At 44.9% G+C, this 14975-nt stretch carries 10 protein-coding genes; 3 read left to right on the forward strand and 7 right to left on the reverse strand.

All coding sequences use genetic code 11. The features are described 5' to 3' along the window. Positions 1 to 74: 74 nt before the first annotated feature. From KW844_RS14045 to KW844_RS14055, 3 genes are all read right to left on the reverse strand, one after another. Positions 75 to 1292, reverse strand: a complete 1218-nt coding sequence (locus KW844_RS14045; protein ID WP_218377417.1) for an MFS transporter — start codon at positions 1290 to 1292, stop codon at positions 75 to 77. Between the two features lie 65 nt (positions 1293 to 1357). After that, positions 1358 to 1747, reverse strand: coding sequence for an SdpI family protein (locus KW844_RS14050; RefSeq protein ID WP_218377418.1), 390 nt, complete (start codon positions 1745 to 1747; stop codon positions 1358 to 1360). A 240-nt stretch (positions 1748 to 1987) separates the two neighbouring features. Then, on the reverse strand, positions 1988 to 4687 hold the full coding sequence (locus tag KW844_RS14055) for an AsmA-like C-terminal region-containing protein (RefSeq protein WP_218377419.1): 2700 nt from the start codon (positions 4685 to 4687) through the stop codon (positions 1988 to 1990). An 83-nt stretch (positions 4688 to 4770) separates the two neighbouring features. Here KW844_RS14055 and KW844_RS14060 point away from each other — a divergent pair, with 83 nt between their 5' ends. After that, positions 4771 to 5361, forward strand: coding sequence for an RNA methyltransferase (locus KW844_RS14060; protein ID WP_218377420.1), 591 nt, complete (start codon positions 4771 to 4773; stop codon positions 5359 to 5361). A 59-nt stretch (positions 5362 to 5420) separates the two neighbouring features. On the opposite strand, the gene KW844_RS14065 is transcribed toward KW844_RS14060, so the two are convergent. The 4 genes from KW844_RS14065 to KW844_RS14080 form a co-directional block, all read right to left on the reverse strand. Further along, positions 5421 to 6095, reverse strand: coding sequence for a hypothetical protein (locus KW844_RS14065; protein ID WP_218377421.1), 675 nt, complete (start codon positions 6093 to 6095; stop codon positions 5421 to 5423). A gap of 158 nt (positions 6096 to 6253) precedes the next feature. Continuing rightward, the gene (locus KW844_RS14070) at positions 6254 to 7885 is read right to left on the reverse strand and encodes a hypothetical protein (RefSeq protein WP_218377422.1); all 1632 of its coding nucleotides are present in this window, start codon (positions 7883 to 7885) and stop codon (positions 6254 to 6256) included. A 116-nt stretch (positions 7886 to 8001) separates the two neighbouring features. Then, complete coding sequence (locus KW844_RS14075; protein WP_218377423.1) at positions 8002 to 10374, reverse strand: ribonucleoside-diphosphate reductase subunit alpha; 2373 nt, start codon at positions 10372 to 10374, stop codon at positions 8002 to 8004. Between the two features lie 35 nt (positions 10375 to 10409). Next, on the reverse strand, positions 10410 to 11384 hold the full coding sequence (locus tag KW844_RS14080) for a ribonucleoside-diphosphate reductase small subunit (protein WP_218377424.1): 975 nt from the start codon (positions 11382 to 11384) through the stop codon (positions 10410 to 10412). A 413-nt stretch (positions 11385 to 11797) separates the two neighbouring features. Between KW844_RS14080 and KW844_RS14085 the strand changes: the two genes are divergently transcribed. Both KW844_RS14085 and KW844_RS14090 read left to right on the forward strand, forming a co-directional pair. Beyond that, positions 11798 to 12439 carry an ABC transporter ATP-binding protein gene (locus KW844_RS14085; protein WP_218377425.1) on the forward strand — a complete coding sequence of 214 codons (642 nt, stop codon included), beginning with the start codon at positions 11798 to 11800 and terminating at the stop codon, positions 12437 to 12439. Position 12440: 1 nt separating this feature from the next. After that, positions 12441 to 13553 carry a hypothetical protein gene (locus KW844_RS14090; RefSeq protein ID WP_218377426.1) on the forward strand — a complete coding sequence of 371 codons (1113 nt, stop codon included), beginning with the start codon at positions 12441 to 12443 and terminating at the stop codon, positions 13551 to 13553. Positions 13554 to 14975 lie beyond the last annotated feature (1422 nt).

Below are 14975 nucleotides of genomic sequence, written 5' to 3' on the forward strand. Positions count from 1 at the left end.
AAAAATGTAATTAGCGAAATGTAGAGACGGACTGCGTCCGTCTCATCCGTAGAGGAGACGGACGCAGTCCGTCTCTACAGAGCGACTTTTTTACTTATCACATTCACCCGCCACATCACTGCTATCGACGCCAGTATCAGCACCAGATAGCTCACCCCCAGATTCCCACCATCACCTGCCGGAATGATGGCAGTCATCACATAACTCAGCAGTGACACAATTACGTTGCACAAACCACCGGTTAATCCACCCGCGATGGCCGCATTTTTCGGGAATTTCGACAGGCAGTAGGTGAAATAGTTATTATGTGTGAAACCTGCACTCACATGAATCAGAAACGCAAACAACAGTATTACCGGCAGTGTATGCAGGCGTTGTAAGGTGAGCAGCATGATCACGGCATATAGTAGCTGCAACACTACATTGGTAGTTATTTTCCGATTGAAAGGCCTGTTGATGAGGGCTTTGCCGGTGAACCCGCCTACCAGCCAGGCGAAGCCCAATAGCAGTGAACAGTAGCCGGTTACCACCGGGGAAAAGTTGAAGTGGTGTTCAATGATAAACGGGCCGGACATATTGTACACCATTACCATGCTGTAGCCAAGGCCCAGCATGAGTATACCCAGTACAAAACTCCCGGTTTGCAGCATTTCAGTGTATATCCTGGTAATTTTGGTGAGATGAAAAACTGTCGCATGCTTTAATGTTTCGCCACTGAAAATAGCTTCCAGCACAAAAAGTACTCCCGCAATGATCGCCAGGAAGTAAAAATTAGATGCCCATCCAAAGCTCACTTCGAGATATCCCCCGATGAAGGGCGCCACAATAGGGCCAGTGGACCAGATAATGGTAAATAAACTCAGGTAGTGTTTTAATCTCTCCCCGGAAAATAAATCCACAAAAAAAGCGCGCTTGGCTACCACGGTGGCTGCAATGGTAATGCCGTGTACCACCCGCATGGCGTAAATGACGTATATGCTGTTCGTGTTGGCAATCACAACGCAACTCAAACCAAATATCAGAATGGAGAAAAGCGAAATTTTATAACGGCCGTAGCTATCGAGCAGGCCACCCACAAATAGTTGTGCCACGCCGTAGCTGATCAAAAATAAACTTAAGGTAAGCTGTGCCTGGCTGTTGCTGATGCCGAGGGCGGCAGTCATCCCCGGAAGGGAGGGGATGTAAATGTCGGTGGCAAAGCCCGACAGGGGTATCATAGCAAAAGCCAGCAGGGTGGCTATTCCTATGTTTTTTTCCTGGATGGGTTTCAACTGAATTGTGCTGTCTGTCATAGATTCCTTTATTGATTCTTCAGACAGCAAAGTTTGCTTTTTATATAATAAGAAGTGTCATATTTCTACAATTTCGGGGGACTCTTGCGATTACCATCATCGTCAAATTCATTGCTGAGCATCCACTCCGTATCGCCTACAATATAGAGTACACCTGCCACCAGCGTGCCTACGGTGATGTACATAAACCAGTCGGACTGGCGGTCAAAAATCAGGGCGCAGCAAATGCCTATCAGCATCAGTACAAATCCTACTTTTTTGGAAACGAAGGCGGCGTCTTTGTTGGCAGCTTCCCACATTTCCTGGTTGCGGGTGGAGAGAAAGCTGCGGTAGCCGTACCACGCATTCACGCTTTTCGGCGGGAAGCGTGCAATGAGGTATCCCATTATAACAAACAACAGGCCTCCAAACAGGGCTGCATTGCAATAGGTGCTGTGCACAAATGAGGTGATCATGGCTGTCCGGTTTTGGGTAGTAAAAGTTACGAAAAAACCTGGACTCATCCTATTTTACGGACGAAGAAATAGCCTGCTGTCACTCATGTAATTAACAGCATGCTGCATGTACAGAATGGCGCCTGTGAGCTTTTCTGTTCGTATTGCTTTAATGCCATTTATTTTTAACCGGACAAATTTGCGGCACAAAAAAACCGATAGCCTACGCTATCGGTTTAATATTTGAGTTTATGTAAGAAACTAATTCTTCGTACTATCCGTTGCCGCTGGCTTCTTCTTACCAAACAGGCCTTTGATCACGCCTTTGGCGGATTCGCCTGCCTGCTTGCTGATATCCTGCACAGCATTACCACTGCTGGTGGTGGTGCTGTCTTTTTTACCCAGCAGCTGATTTTTCAGTTCATTTTTAGCAGCAGCTACAGCGTTGTTTTTCAGGTTGTTTACGGAATCGCGCACGGCGCTTTTCAGGGTATCCACCTTATCTTTTACGAGTGCGGTAGCCTGTGATTTAATATTGTTGGCACTTTCGCGGAGGTCTGTTTGTAGGGAAGGCTTCAGCATGAAGCCACCCATTGCTACGGAGAGGTGTACGCTGTCGCCCAGCTGTACCGGAATACCTTTGCTTTGCGCCTGTGATGCCAGGTTGTTAACCAGGGTATTCCCGGCGGAGCCCATTAAACTGCGTGGCAGTGCCAGTTGCAGGCTGTAATCGAGCGACTGGTCGAAGCCATGGCTGCCGGCAATATCCATTCGTACGCCGTTCACCGTTATCTTAAATGGATTCACTTTAACGCGACCATTTTCGAAGGCGAAGTAGTTTTTGATATCGCGCAGGCTGATATCTTTCAATTGAGAAATATTCAGTTTGCTGGCGAGCTGGTCCACGGGAGCAAACTGTTTCAGAACCCCTTCGATGAGCAGCAGGTTACCGTCGCCGGTGAGGGTTTTGAGGTCCGGCATCATGTCTTTCCCCAGTTTGCCATGCATGGTGAGTTGTGAGGAGATCTTACCATTCAGGAACTTACCGATAGGCATGAGGCTTTGTACGGTATTGAAGGCATTGAATGTTTGCTGAATATCCACGCGCTGTACGTCGTAGGTAAGATCGATATCCGGATTGAGTTTGCTCACTTTGGTGCTATAGCTACCGCTGATGGCCATGGTTCCCTGCAGTGCATCGGCTTTCAGCTGGTTCATGGTCACGGTTTCATCTTTTACGGAGAGTGCGCCGGCAACGTTGTTGAGGTCTACCTTATCGTAGTGTACTTTGCCAACATTCGCCTGCAGGGCGATGTTGAGGTTGGCGGGTACCGGGAAAGGTGCGTCGCTGGCAGCTGCAGCAGGTTGTTCTGCTGCCGGGGCAGTGGTAGTGGTGGCCATCCATTTATCCAGGTTGATCTGGTCTGCTTTCAGATTGAATTTACCGTCCAGTGCTTCATTTTTCAGCGTATAGGCGAGGAGGTTATTCACTTCACCGTTGGCTTCAAAATGTGACCCCAGGTAGTCGGCGCTGAGGTCTTTTACTGTTACATTTTTAGGATTGAACTGGAGGAAAAGGTTATTCACCTTTACGCCGTCCGGGTAGTCTTTGCTTTTATACAGCAGGTTGCTGAGTTGCAGGGTACCGGCGGCGTAGAATTTATCATACTGTGCTTTTTCCACTGCGCTCATATTGCCTTTGGCGCTGATATCAGCGTCCAGTATACCCTGTAAGGCAGTACCGGCTTCCAGTTTTACGTATTGGGGTATAGTGGAGAGATCTAGTTTTCCTTTGGCGGCGGCGTCCACGTACATGTCGGATACCGGCGTTTTAACGAGCATGCGAAGGTCCAGCGGTGTATTATCCATTTCGAGGTGACCTTTAGGCATGTCTACCACGGTATGATCCGGTACGCCGTCGGGGTTGGTAATATTTACCACCAGCTGAATGTTTTTCACTGGTTTTGGCAGGTCAGGGTATTGGAAGAAACCATCTGTTACGGCCAGGTTGAGGCCGAAGGCAGGCATTTGTACGCTGTTGTAGTTACCTTTTACAAAACCTTCAAAGGCGGCTTTACCACTGGTTTTGATCTTTTCAAAATCACTGGCGTAGATGGCGGGTACTAAAGACAGGAGGTCTTTAAATTCGTTGCCGGGCGATTTAAATTTGAAGTCCATACCATAGGTGGTATCATTTACAAATTTGAAGAGGCCTTTGAAATTGAGTACCAGGTTGTTAAGAGATGCTTTGGCATCTTTCAGCGTGTAGGTGCTGGTGTTGTTATCAATCTGGATAGTGGCATCCAGGTTGGTTTTTACCTGGCTGAGGTAGGGGATCAGTCCATATTTGAAGGTAACGCCGGCGGCGTCGGTATGGGTGTTGAGGGTAAACTGGTCTTGTGTGAAGTCGCCGTTACCGGAGTGATTAAGGCCGGCTACTTCCATAAACATATTACCCTGGCGGTCATCGTAGCTCACATAGGCGTCAGAGATACTGTATTTGCTGAGGCTAAGCGCGAAGCTGCTTTTGTTGGTATCAGCGGGCGACTGGGCACTGCTGTCTGGCTTGGTGATATCCCAGTTGGCATGTCCGTCTTTATCCACAATTGCGTGTATGCGTGGCTGTTCGAGGGCGATGTTATAGATTTCCATTTTATCTCCCTTAATAACACTCATTAGATTGAGTGCCACATCAATGTTCTTAACTGCTACCAGGGTGTCTTCCTTAAAGCGGTCTTTCCCGGTAACACTGAGGTCTTCCAGGGCCACGGACAGCTTGGGAAAATGCCTGATAAGGCTGATGTCCACGTCTTTAAAGTCCACTTTGGCATTGAGCTGGTTGTTGAGTTCCGACTTCACCTTGGCCATAATCTTGTCTTTAAAGAAGTATGGAATGGCAATAACAGCGAGAATCAAGACGATAATTGTGATACCCACAATTTTCAGGATCTTCTTGAGCATAGGTTTGTATAGATTTAATAATGTGGGGTGAAATTACCTTATTTCGTAATTTTACGGCCTTCAGGATAAATATTTTTTTTGATATGACACCAGAAAGACGGGAAAGATTATTGTCTGTTCTAAATAAGCGACAAGGAAATTTGACGGTAGTGCTGGAAAATGTGCAGGACCCGCACAATATTTCCGCAGTAATGCGTACATGCGATGCCGTTGGTATACAGGAAATCTATGTATTGAATACGATGATTCCCCGCCACAAGAAATGGGGGGCCAGAAGCAGCAGTTCAGCAGCCAAATGGCTCACCGTACATCAATTTGATAATTTAGAGGCCTGTATGGCAGCGCTACGAGCCAAATACGACAAAATAATGGCTACTCATCTGGCACATGATGCGGTGAGTTTGTATGATATTGATTTTACCGGCTCTGTGGCGTTAGTATTTGGTAATGAGCATTTTGGTGTAAGCGAGGAGTTGCTTAAGCGGGTGGATGGTAATTTCATCATTCCGCAGATGGGGATTATTAAGTCGCTCAACATTTCTGTAGCCTGTGCAGTGAGCATTTATGAAGCGATGCGACAAAAAACACTGGCAGGGCATTATGATCAGCCGGGATTGCCGGAAGCGCAGTATAATGCGTTGCTGGAGCAATGGGGGTTTGAGGAAGGTGAGTAGTCGTTTAGATTAATATAATTGATCATAATCCCCTGGTATCTCCAACCGGGGGATTATTGTTACAGCGGTATCAGTTTCCTGCCTTTGATACGATAATGCACATTTTTCATTACAACGAAATTGTTCAGCGGCTCCCCTGTTAATATTTTTAACGCCACCTTACGATTTCCGGGTGCAATGGGGATAATAGGTGTAGCCACACCGTAGGGATACACCACTTGCACACGTTTTAATATTTTGGGCGGAGTACTCCAAAAGGCGCCGAGGTTAGGTTCACATAAAATGGAGTCATTTAGTACAACCTGTATCTTTTCCTCCAGATCACTATTATTTCTTACTATCGCAATGGGAATATCGTTTATATAGTGTCCACTGGTAGTATCCGCCAGTATAACAGGAAGGTTTCCATGTTGAAAGGTGCTGTTCAGTGTTAGAACATGATTATTAATTTGCCACGTACCATGACTGTTTAGTTGATCGGTGCAGTCACTGATGGTTCTTGTAAAATGTCCATCTTTTTTGAGGGCCATGTATTCTATGGTATACATGTATTCACCATAGTACTTTCTGATAATGCCTGCTTTTGTTTCTTCAGCGGTGCATTTGACGCGTTTAAGCTCAGGTACAGGCACCGTTTTGACCAGTTCAAATGGTAATTGTGCTAATACATCGGCGCTAATTGCAATGCAGCAAATGAGGATGGAAAGAGAAATTTTATTATTGGCCAGGCTCATATCTTTATAAGTATATAAGAGTATTTCCAACGACCTATCTATCCTCCGGGTTATAAACCTGATATGCATTAACTTGGCCTTTAGGTGCTGCTGGCGTTTGTAAACGAGTACTGGAGTGAAGATGCGGCTGTCATTGGCGACACCCGCATCTCCCTAAATTAATATCCTGGATTTTGTATAGTATTCGGATAGTTATCCACAAACGACTGCGGCACCGGCATCAGCGCATTATAAGGTTTGAAGCCAAGTGGTCCCAACGTGTTCAGCTGAATATTCCAACGTCTGAGCGATAACATGGTATAGCCATCGCCTGACTGATCCGCTCTTGTCTGTAATATTACTTTTTCCATTGCCTGTTGCTGGTTCATGGCAGTAGGCTGCGGATAGCTGGCGATTCCAGACCTGGCGGTGATCATATTGAGCATGCCAATGGCCTGATCTATATAGATGGCATCATACTGGCTGGATTTTATATACTTTTCTGCCTGGAGAGTGATTACCTGGTTGAGGTTAATGATCGGTAGGTATTTACCTTTAGTGAAAATGGTCTTCAGATCAGCATTGCTGATTTCTTTAGTGTCGCCCCATATAATTTCGCGACTATTGCTGGAGGTATAGGAGTTGTACCTGCCGTTTTCCAGCACGACTGCACTGTCATTATTAAGGGGAAGGTTGTAGTTTAATACATTGTTACCGTTGTTAATATCATTGCGAAGCATGAGTGCCTGTAAAGCTTCAATTGAAAGCCTGCTGCGGTCAGGATTATTTTTATTCAGGTGTGGCAGGTACGCCGAAGGAATCCCGAAGAAACTACCTATCATATCGCGGGCTTGACTCTCGGGGTATAATGTGAGGTTTGCCGGAGGTTGCAGGGAATAATAAATCGGAGCATTACCATATAAATCGATAAGCTGCATCAGCACATATCCGGTCAGGCCCTCTGCATGTGAAGAAGTAATACTGTCCTTTGTTACTGCAGGTGCATATCTCCAGATACGATTTGCTTTGTTGATGATATTAATACCGTTGTTCCAGATAGAGGCAATGCTGTTGCTGTGAGCGCCAAATGTGTAATTGTCAATCTCGCATAATCCTGGAATGCCTGAGCAGTTGGCATCATCTGTAAGTACTGCGTCAAAAACGGCTACCTGCTGGTGCCACAAGTGCACATCGTTATAAAGGGAAGTAAGTGCTTCTTCTGCTGCCTGTCTTGTAGCAAATGGCTGATATTCTGAATTGGTACCTACTCCAATGATTATCCTTGTGCTGGTACTTTTTAAGCTGTCTGCCTGGATATGCTGGTAAGGGAGATCAGTATAATCATTGTTGTTCAGTAAGCCGTCCCCATTCAGGTCTTTATAGATGAAATTGCCTCCGTAAGGTAGCTGCTCGGGTTCCAATGCTATTGCATTGTATTGCTGGAATAGGGAGTCGCAGGCGAACCCTTTGTTGCCGTTACGTACGGGCATGTTGGTGAGTGTATCCAGTTTTGCCTCAATGTAGTATTCCGCATTTGGAATGCGGGAGAAAGAAGCTTTTCCGGAGGCATCGGTTACCCTAGTGTATGCAACTTTGTTTTGCGCAAAATCTGTTTGTGATTTGTAAAGATTTACGGTTACACCTGCGCGTTCTTCACCATATGGTTTATTACTCGCCCATTTGGTACCGTCATACACTATGATTTCTACTTTTGCGGAATCTTTGACAGGCGGTGTGATTGGTGACACGGGGTCTTTTGTAGAGCAGGCTGCAAGAAATAATAAGCAGGCAGCTACTGAAATTTGTTTCATGTAGGATAAGGATTTATCCAGCGAAGTTAATTATTATGCACATTGCTGAATAGAAAAAAGCCACCTTGATAAGAAGGTGGCCTTTTCTGTACTTACTAATTTATAACCCGTTGTTATTACGCGGAGCAGGTAACGCAACCTTCTTCCATGGTGCAAACAGCACCTACAGGAATATCGTCGATAGAAGGCTCTTTAGTGCCTACTACAGGTTGTACTTGTTGTCCGGCCTGTTTTTCAACAGTGAACTGTACGGCCTGAGCGGCTGCCTGTGTACGCAGATAGTACATACCGGTTTTGAGACCTTTTTTCCAGGCGTGGAAGTGCATGGAAGTAAGTTTACCGGTGGTAGGTGTATCTACGAACAGGTTGAGGGATTGCGACTGGCAAATAAATGCACCGCGGTCCGCAGCCATATCGATGATGTTACGTTGTTTGATTTCCCATACTGTTTTATACAATTCCTTGATATTGGTAGGGATTTCGTTGATATTCTGGATAGAACCATTGTAAGCAATGATTTTATTCTTCATATCGTTATCCCACAGGCCCAGTTCTACAAGGTCTTTGAGGAGGTGTTTGTTTACTACCACAAATTCACCACTCAGTACGCGACGGGTGTAGATGTTGGAGGTATACGGCTCAAAGCACTCGTTGTTACCGAGGATCTGTGAAGTAGAGGCGGTAGGCATTGGTGCCAGCAGCAAAGAGTTGCGGATGCCGTCTTTTTTCACTGCTTTTTTCAGATCTGCCCAGTTCCAGCGTGTGGAAGGTGTTACGCCCCACATATCAAACTGGAAGATACCTTTTGAAGCAGGGGAGCCTGCGTAGGTTTCGTAGGCGCCGTCTTTTTTCGCCAGGTCGTTGGAGGCCGTCATGGCAGCGAAGTAGATGGTTTCAAAGATTTCGCTGTTGAGTTGTTTGGCTTCCTCGCTTTCGAACGGATAGCGCATGAGGATAAAGGCATCTGCCAGTCCCTGCACACCCAGGCCTATCGGGCGGTGACGTCTGTTACTACGTTCTGCTTCTTCAACAGGGTAGTAGTTTTCGTCGATGATTTTATTCAGATTGATGGTAGCCTGGTAGGTTACATCATATAATTTCTGGTGATCAAACTGACCATCTATCACGAAGCGTGGCAGTGCCAGGGAAGCCAGGTTACATACGGCTACCTCGTTGGCATCGGTGTATTCGATGATTTCTGTGCAGAGGTTGGAGCTCTTGATGGTACCCAGGTTTTGCTGGTTGGACTTACGGTTGGCCGCGTCTTTATACAGGATGTATGGGTTACCGGTTTCAATTTGCGCATCGAGGATGGCAAACCAGAGGTCCTGTGCCTTTACTGTTTTGCGGGCACGTTTTTCTTTTTCGTATTTCTCGTACAGTGCTTCAAACTCTTCACCCCAGCATTCGTGGAGTCCTGGTGCTTCGTGAGGGCAGAACAGTGACCAGTCACCATTTGCTTCTACACGTTTCATGAACAGGTCTGGTGTCCAGAGGGCGTAGAACAGGTCGCGTGCGCGCAGCTCTTCTTTACCGTGGTTTTTACGCAGGTCCAGGAATTCGAAGATATCGGCATGCCATGGTTCGAGGTAAATAGCGAAGGCGCCTTTACGTTTACCACCACCCTGATCCACGTAGCGTGCGGTATCATTAAATACGCGCAGCATTGGGATGATACCATTGCTGGTACCGTTGGTGCCGCTGATATAAGAACCCGTAGCGCGGATGTTGTGGATGCTTAATCCGATACCGCCGGCGCTCTGGGAGATTTTTGCCGTTTGTTTGAGGGTGTCATAGATACCTTCGATACTGTCGTCCTGCATGGTGAGCAGGAAGCAGGAGGACATCTGTGGCTTTGGTGTACCTGAGTTGAACAGCGTTGGTGTAGCGTGTGTAAACCAACGTTCGCTCATCAGGTTATAGGTTTTGATGGCAGATTCGATATCGTTTTTGTGAATACCTACAGACACACGCATGAACATGTGTTGCGGACGTTCACGGATACGGCCGTCGGTTTTCAGCAGGTAAGATCTTTCCAGTGTTTTAAAACCGAAATAGTCGAATGCGAAATCGCGGTCGTATATGATGGTAGAATCCAGCAGTTCTGCGTTTTTCTCGATGATCTCGTATACTTCATCAGAGAGCAATGGTGCAGGCTTGCTGATTTTTGGATCGATGTATTCGTACAGGGTTTTCATCGTTTTGGAAAACGACTTCTCTGTATTTTTATGCAGATTGCTAACTGCTATGCGGGAAGCCAGCAGGGCATAGTCCGGGTGCTTTGTTGTAAGGGAGGCAGCAGTTTCTGCGGCCAGGTTGTCCAGTTCGGTTGTTGTTACGCCATCATACAATCCCTGAATCACTTTTTTAGCTACATCAATTGCGTCAACATATTCTGTGTTGAAGCCATAGCAGAGCTTCTCGATGCGGGCAGTGATTTTATCGAATTTCACTGCTTCTTTCCTGCCATCTCTTTTAATTACGAACATGGGTGGTGAATTTAAGAGGTTAGAAAAACTTTAGATTAGAAATCTTCTTCCAGACTGAAAGTCTGTGATTCTTTATTGCCGCCGAGTACGCCGGCTTTTTGATAGTCACCTACACGTTTTTCAAAGAAATTGGTTTTACCCTGGAGGGAAATCATTTCCATGAAGTCGAAAGGATTGGTAGCGTTGTAAATTTTGCTGTAGCCCAGTTCAGACAACCATCTGTCGGCAACAAATTCAATATATTGTTGCATCAGGCGGGCGTTCATTCCGATCAGATCTACAGGGAGTGAATCCGTCACAAATTCTTTTTCGATGGCTACTGCGTTACTGATAATATTATGCACCTGTTCTTCGCTCAGTTTGTTTTCCAGCATGCTGTAGAGTAGGCAGGCGAATTCGCAGTGGAGGCCTTCGTCGCGGGAGATCAGCTCATTGGAGAAGGTGAGTCCTGGCATCAGGCCACGCTTTTTCAGCCAGAAGATAGAGCAGAAGCTACCGGAGAAGAAGATACCTTCTACAGCGGCGAATGCTACCAGTCTTTCTGCGAAAGAACCATTCTCAATCCAGCGGAGTGCCCACTCTGCTTTTTTCTTCACCGCAGGTACGGTATCGATCGCATGAAACAGGCGGTCTTTTTCAACCGGATCTTTAATATATGTATCAATCAGGAGCGCGTAGGTTTCAGAGTGGATGTTTTCCATCATGATCTGGAATCCGTAGAAGCAGCGCGCTTCAGGGATCTGCACTTCGCTCATGAAATTCACCGCCAGGTTTTCGTTAACGATGCCGTCACTAGCTGCGAAAAATGCCAGTACATGTGAAATAAAGTGACGTTCGCCATCATTCAGATTGCCCCAATCCTTTAAGTCACTGCCCAGATCAATTTCCTCTGCGGTCCAGAAACTCGCTTCGTGCTTTTTATATTGCTCCCAGATTTTAGGGTAGTTGATCGGCAATAACACAAAACGGTCCTTGTTCTCTTTTAAAAGAATTTCATTCTCGTTGTTCATATAAATATTTTATGGGTACTGTCGAAGGTTTCTGATTTTCCATTAGGGGGTTAGCATGACTAAAAATCTTTATACCACGCTACATCAATTCCAATTCTTTCTTTCGAAATCCATACGCCCAGGATTACAAATGTAAGTGCGATAAGTTAGTAGGGGAGATATAGTTTTCAACAGGTGTGGAAAAAGAGTGTGGGTATTATTAAACATCAAGCTGGTACTATGTTTTGATGTATTTTTAGCAAAGCACATTGGAATATTTTTTATGTGTGTAAACTAACAAGATATATGCCTGATTTTTATACTGAATTATCTAAGTGAATGATGGTCAATGGAAAAAAAGTAGATGAAAAAATGTGACAATTTGAGGATATTTATATACAATTTTTCATATTTACAGCATTAATAATTTTCATATGGCCGATAAGGTTATTGCGATGCAATCGGTGCGCAAGCGGTACCAGGAGTTTCCTGTGCTGGATATTCCTGCGCTGGAGCTATCCCGGGGAATATACTGGTTAAAAGGGGAGAATGGCGCCGGAAAAACCACTACCATGAAGGTCCTCGCCGGGCTGCTGCCCTTTCAGGGGGAGATTTTGCTGAACGGGGCGGTGAATAGTCGCAGCCAACCGGTTCAATACCGCCGGCTGATCAACTATGCCGAGGCAGAGCCGTTATACCCGGCTTATTTGACTGGGAAAGACTTACTGGAGCTGTATTTCAGGACTAAAGGAGGGGACCGGCAACCGGTATTGGAGATGTTGGCGCAAATGGGTGTGGATAACTTTGTGAATAACCCTGTAAGCAGCTATTCCAGTGGTATGCTGAAGAAATTGAGCTTGTTATTGGCTTTTGTGGGAAACCCTTCCGTTATTCTGCTGGATGAGCCTTTGATTACGATTGATACCAAAACGGTGGCACAGCTTTATGCGTTTATCCGGGATAGTTATGCCACCGGGGTGACTTTCATCATTACTTCCCATCAGCCGCTGGATGGTGCTCAGTTAAGCGTGGCGGGTACACTTACTATTGAAAATAAAAACCTCATACTGAACTAGCATGAGTGTATTAAACCGGATTTTCGTCCGCCGATTTTATGTGGAAAACACCGGGTTTTTCCTGGTACTTTTTTATTTCCTGTTTGGCGTAGTAAATGGGGCTAACCTGTTGTATTACCATATGGGGCTGATGGAAGGGTTTTTGTCGAACAGTGGATTCCTGGCCCTGGTATTGGGACTGTGGTTACTGTATAATCTGAAATGCATCGGATTTATTATAAAAACATTGCAACTGCCGCAATACAGTTTTTTGTATGATACGTTGACTTGTTTATCGGACAGTGATCGGAAGGCTTTATGGCTACGCCAGCATTTCCGGATGTATCTGCCGGTTATTATCTACGGTGGTATCGCGGCAGTCTTTGGAATATATAAACATTATTATATCCCGGCAGCAATAATACTGTTATTTAATGTGGCTATGTGTATCTGGCCCATGTGGGTTTATGAGAAGAAATTGTGGCAGCCGGATGTATTTTTTCTGAGTACCTGGTTTTCGCGTTGGTTGAATAAGTTATTTGTAAAGCCACCGGTATTGTACTTCTATTATGAGTTGTTTACCGCTTTTCCCCGGAAAATATTTACGACGAAGTTATGGTCGGCGGCAGTGCTGTGGCTCACATTCTTCCTGATGGGGCAGAGTGAATTTTATGACGTACGTGCGTTACAGTTAGGGATGATTGTATGTGTGTTGTTGCATACGCAATTGATGATTCACCATCGGGCTTTCGATGAGATTTACCTGCCATTTATGCTCAATTTGCCTATCAGTACCTTGCGGCATTACAGCAGGGTACCAGGTATTTACGCTTTGATGCTGATTCCGGAAGCTATCATTTTATATTTTCAGTCGGCCGGACATTTTACACTGTTACCATTGTTGACCAGTATTATTACCGGCATATCTATGCTCATTTTGTTCCGGGTATTACTCTATTATCCGCGTATGAATGCGGAGGTACATTTGCGTTGGATACTGGTGATCAGTTTTGTGTTGTTATTTATGATTTTGGGAGATGTTAACTGGTATGCTGTCGGCATGATGCACGTAATGTCGGCGATGATATTTTTCAGGAAGTTCCCGGAATATGAGCCATGGATAGAGGTGGAGTAAGGGAGGTAAGGGCCTGTGGAAATATTGGGCAGGGGTAAGCGTCCGATAATACAGTTTACCATATTTATTGTTCATCCCTGTGAATGCGGTTGCCCCCGCGAAGTGACCCTCCGGAGCAACAACCGCACAAATGATTACATCTTCTAAAATGCAATCTTCTGCTGTCTACTTTTCAATGCTGCAACGACAGGGGAATCTATAAACACCCCCGTGAGGATGTCGTACGATAATACCCTTAATCTTGCGATGGCGGGTAAATACCCAGCCGTTTTTACAATTGAATGGACATGTTGTCATTTAAAAAAGTATTATGAATGCTATCACTCGACCACCCTGATAGCTATGGGTGATTTCACCTTGTGGTAAAACAAAATAAAGGGTGGAAAAAAAGCCTGGATGTTAGAAGCTCACCAGGCTATTAATTTGTTCATAATTACATCATCAGGAATGACGACGTTATCTTCTTAAATGACAAATTAAAAGTACCTGATTTTATTAATAAAAACAAATAAAACTACAGGATTTTTTCTTATTAAATCCTTTGTGGTATTACATTGTATCAAATTTATAGCTTGCGTGTAAACATGAAAATCCCATTATCATTACTTGTCATAATGACCCTCCCAACAACCCTTTCTCTTACTTTGGTTTTCATCTTCCTAAACAAAATTTATCCAAGCAATTCCTCATGGCCCATAGTGGCATAAAGCACACTACACGCCTATGGCTGCATGAGCTAACAAAATTTTTACAAGCAATCCTTCATAGCCCGTAGTGGCATAACGCACACTTTACACCCTTGGCCGCATGAGCTAACCACTGCGCATCTTTTACCTCAATTATACTGGTGATAAACTGGCGCTATCATCGGCTATTTCATCATCACAAAATCAACAGCCCGGAGTTACATGCGGTTGCCCCCGCGAAGTGACCTTCCGGAGCAACAACCGCACAAATGATTACATCTTCCAAAATGCAATCACCCGCTGTCTACTTTTCAATGCTGCAACGACAGGGAAATCTATATACACCCCCGTGAGGATGTCGTACGATAATACCCTTGATCTTACGATGACGGGTAAATACCCAGCCGTTTTTACAATTGAATGGACATGTTTTCATTTGATTGGATTATGCGTGCTACCTATCGATCACCCTGGTAGCGCTGGGTGATTTCACCTTCTGGTAAAACAAAATAAAGGGTGGAAAAAAAGCCTGGATGTTAGAAGGCAACCAGGCTAAATATTACGTATAATCACATCAACAAGAATGATGATGTCCTTCAATCAAATGATAAATCTAAATTACCTGGTTATTTTTGAATTGCCAAAAAAATTAGTAGTTTATTTTTTAGCTTAAAGTGCAGTGTGGTAAGTAGTTTTATTATTATGATACTCCCGTTGTTAAAACTATAATACTAAT

The sequence above is a fragment of the Chitinophaga sp. sic0106 genome (genome assembly GCF_019219075.1).
In the GTDB taxonomy this organism is placed as follows: Bacteria; Bacteroidota; Bacteroidia; order Chitinophagales; family Chitinophagaceae; genus Chitinophaga.